Here is a 3621-nt window from a genome sequence, read left to right as displayed (position 1 = left end):
GGGAGTGTGGGGCATCAGCGGGGGCAGCGCTGCGCTATGAGGAGGGCTCCACGCAGCCCCCGCTGCCGAAGGCGTTGTGCCATTTCTATCTTGCGGCGGAATGTGCCTTTTCTAACTGGCGGCAACAATGCGTTCTAACCGGTGTAAGCGCAACGTACAAATGTCACTCATCCGCCAGATAGAGATGTCACAATCTCTGGTCGGCGCCTTCCGAGTGGCATGCCGCCCGAGCAATTGGGGGCACGCTGATGACGGTGGTCGCGATGAGCCGGAGCGAGTTGTCACGGTACGAAACGCTGCAGCGGGTTGAGCGCGGCGAGATCACCGCAAGCGAGGCTGGCGAGCTGCTCAGGCTATGCCGGCGCCAAGTGTATCGGCTGCTCGACAGGTTCCGCACTGACGGCGCCGCTGGCCTGATATCCCGGAAGCGCGGTCGGCCGAGCAATCGCCGGTTGAGCGAAACCTACCGGAAGCAGATCCTCGGCATCGTCCGCGAGCGCTACGCCGATTTCGGCCCAACGCTGGCGGCCGAGTATCTCGCCGAGCGCCACGGCATCACGCTGTCGCACGAGACGCTGCGGCAGCTGATGATCGGCGCGGGCCTGTGGAAAGCCAAGGCCGCCAAGCGCGCCAGGCTCCACCAAACCCGCAACCGGCGCGAGCGCCGGGGCGAGCTCATCCAGGTCGATGGTTCGGATCATGACTGGTTCGAGGGTCGCGGGCCACGCTGCAGCCTGCTGGTCTATATCGACGATGCCACGAGCGAGCTGATGCACCTCGAGATGGCGGAAAGCGAGAGCGCCCTCTCCTACCTGCAGGCGACCCGGACCTATCTCGAGCGCCACGGCAAGCCGATCGCCTTCTATTCGGACAAGCACAGCGCCTTTCGGAACAACCGCGCGACTGCCGACAGCGACGGCATGTCGCACCTGGGCCGTGCGCTCGACAAGCTCGGCGTCGAGATCATCTGCGCCAACTCGCCGCAGGCCAAGGGGCGGGTCGAGCGGGCGAACAGCACGCTCCAGAACCGCCTCGTGAAAGCGATGCGGCTTGAAGGCATCTCCTCCATCGAAGAGGCCAACACCTTTCTCCCCTCTTACCTCCTGCGCCACAATGCTCAGTTCGCCTGCCCGCCTGCGGATCCTCGGGACGCGCATCGGCCGCTCGCCCCGCACGAGAACGTGGAAGCCGAGATGGTCTGGCGCGTCGAGCGCTCTGTCACCGGCGCTCTGGCGCTCCACTACAACAAGGCGATGTTCATCCTGGAGCCGACGCCCCTGGCGCGGACGCTGGCCCGAAAGCGCGTTCATGTCTGCGAGTATCCCGATGGCCGCATCGAGGTGCGGCACGGCGAAGTGGCACTGCCCTACCGCGTCTACGACAAGATGCAGCGGGTCAACCAAGCCGAGATCGTCGAGAACAAGCGGCTTGGCGCAGCCCTTGCCATGGCGCAGGCCTTGCAAAGCGCCAACCCGCACCACCGGCAGCGGAACAACAATGCGCCAGCTCGCAGCTCACAGTCGGTGGGCGTTTTCGCTACGCCGCGCGTGGCTCTGGATGACTGTCGATTGGGGAACGAGCCCCCAAAGCGACGGGGAAGACCGCCCCTCCCCCGCGTTAAGCGTCAGCTGGACACCGCCGCCGGGGAAAAGCAAACTGTCCGCTGATGATGGAAAAGCTGCCGGTCCGCTCCCGCCCCAGAAGCGGACGCTAAGAGGCTTGTGCAACCATCGAGAACGACGGTGAGCCACCACTTAATACATCCATGCAGCCCCATCCGGTCACGAATTGGTAGTGAGTTGCAGGTCCGAAAACGTCCTTCCACGTTTCCGACTGAAATCGGCTAAAGCGAGCGCCCTCCAAGCGATAAGCGAAGTGGTTAGGGATCAAACCGTCAATCGGTGTGTCTTCTTCCTCAGTGCTAATCGCCATTTCGTCTGATAGCCGGACGATGCACGGACGATCGAAGCTTACACGCAGTACATGCGATGGATCATTCGGCAGCTTGAAGTCCGCCGCAATCCCATCTGTCTTCCAGACGAACGCAAGCAGGTCGCTGGCTACCGCTCGTAGAGGAACGCCCGTTTCGATAGGAATGTAGGTTGGCATAAGCCATTCTGACTCGCGATACCGATGTCCGCAATCCACCCAATCTCGGCCGTCGCCGGGAGGGTTCGAGCTGAAAGCGGACGTTTCCCTGGGGCGAGCAGCGAATGGCGGCTTTTGACACGACCGCTCGCCTGAATGGCCGAGATTGGTGGGACGCTGCCGTTCCGGATATGCTATACCCCACCTCAGGAGGCTGCGCGTGGACGTTCTGGATGTGCCAAGAAGTACACTTTGGGAGGCGTTCAACCTAGTGATCGCACAATGGCCTGCCGAAGTAAGGCCTGGCGCCAAATCCTTTCACATAAACGGTGGATGCAACATGCGAGAGTATAACGAGATCCATTCTCGCATAGAAGATTGGGCGGCAAAAAGCGATTTCGACGGCATCCTGGATGATATTATAGGCTCGGTTCAACACTATGTTTCCGCGACCATTCACGATTCCCTAAGAAACCTTACCGTTCTGCGGCCGAGCGACTTAGACTTCGAAGCTTTCGCCTCTCGATTCGACAGCCACCCGAACTATCGGGTGATTAGCGGCTGAACGTCCGGTTCTCGGGCGGAAGCGGATCGGCTGCTTTTCCTCCGAAGCGAAACGGCGGCTCCCGGCACGGGCGCGGCACCGGGCGGCCGAGAATGGGTGGGAAGCGGACGTGAGATTCAGGCGCCGGATTTTGGCAAGCTGAACTTCCGGCCTGCAAAAAACTCACCGAAGAGCGTTCGAACCTGTGCCGTGCTCAACGCTCGCTCCGGAGAGGGGCGCAGAATGAATTGTTTGACACGCCTCCAAATCGACCCAGTGGCGTAGCCCTCCTTCACTTGGCGATCGCTGTAATCCGTCGTCATTTCGGCCGTAAACGATGCAAGGGTGAAATAGCTTCCTCTCCTAGTGGTCACGGACCAGAGATCACCATGCCGAACAGCTTCGATATAGTGGCGTGACCCTCGGGCGAGCTTAGCTGTTTGTCCCGATGGCAGACGAGGCAAGCCTTCCAAAGCTGCCTGAAGGGCGCTCTCTGTTTCAACCGCGATTTGCAATCCGTCCGCGAGAGTGAGCGTTGTGGGTTGCACTTCAGCTGCAAGAACGGCGGTCATGATATCAGCATGTCACGGCTGCGCGAATGTCCGCAAGTGGGGCGCGAGCTGCCGGTCCGCTTTCTCTGCCGAAGCTGCCATCGAAGCCCTACCCGATAGCACGAGCATCAGCGGCTGAGGCGGCGTAACCGAGCCCGCTGCATGCGCAGCGGGTCCGGGGACAGGAGCCGGGAGTGTGGGGCACCAGCAGGGGCAGCGCTGCGCTAGGAGGATGGCTCCACGCAGCCCCTGCTGCTACAGCCGTTTTCGCACTTCGAATGGAAAGCTCAGCACGAACTTTGCCACGCGACGTGAAGCGTCCCGGGTTTTCCGGAGGCTCCTATTTGTGAGAAGGAGCTTTCGTGATGAGCAAAACCCGGAACAAGTTTTCGCCTGAGGTGCGTGATCGCGCCGTGCGCATGGTTGGCGAGCATCGCG

4 protein-coding genes are annotated in these 3621 nt (G+C 61.4%); 2 read left to right on the top strand and 2 right to left on the bottom strand.

The window, feature by feature from the left end; translation table 11 throughout:
* The first annotated feature begins 248 nt into the window (after nt 1–248).
* Nucleotides 249–1667 carry an ISNCY family transposase gene (locus CA234_RS23875; RefSeq protein ID WP_126002919.1) on the top strand — a complete coding sequence of 473 codons (1419 nt, stop codon included), beginning with the start codon at nt 249–251 and terminating at the stop codon, nt 1665–1667.
* A 43-nt stretch (nt 1668–1710) separates the two neighbouring features.
* On the opposite strand, the gene CA234_RS24545 is transcribed toward CA234_RS23875, so the two are convergent.
* Nucleotides 1711–2109, bottom strand: a complete 399-nt coding sequence (locus CA234_RS24545) for a hypothetical protein (RefSeq protein WP_164521931.1) — start codon at nt 2107–2109, stop codon at nt 1711–1713.
* A 199-nt stretch (nt 2110–2308) separates the two neighbouring features.
* On the opposite strand from CA234_RS24545, the gene CA234_RS23865 reads away from it, so the two are divergent.
* Complete coding sequence (locus CA234_RS23865; protein WP_126002918.1) at nt 2309–2653, top strand: hypothetical protein; 345 nt, start codon at nt 2309–2311, stop codon at nt 2651–2653.
* 116 nt (nt 2654–2769) lie between these two features.
* Here the strand turns inward: CA234_RS23865 and CA234_RS23860 are convergent, their stop codons facing one another.
* Nucleotides 2770–3204, bottom strand: a complete 435-nt coding sequence (locus CA234_RS23860) for a hypothetical protein (protein WP_126002917.1) — start codon at nt 3202–3204, stop codon at nt 2770–2772.
* Between the last annotated feature and the right edge of the window lie 417 nt (nt 3205–3621).

This window comes from Sphingomonas sp. ABOLE, assembly GCF_003950455.1.
GTDB classification, from domain to species: domain Bacteria; phylum Pseudomonadota; class Alphaproteobacteria; order Sphingomonadales; family Sphingomonadaceae; genus Sphingomonas; species Sphingomonas trueperi.
The sequence above is the reverse complement of the archived record's forward strand: the minus strand, read 5'-3'. Positions and strand labels throughout refer to the sequence as shown.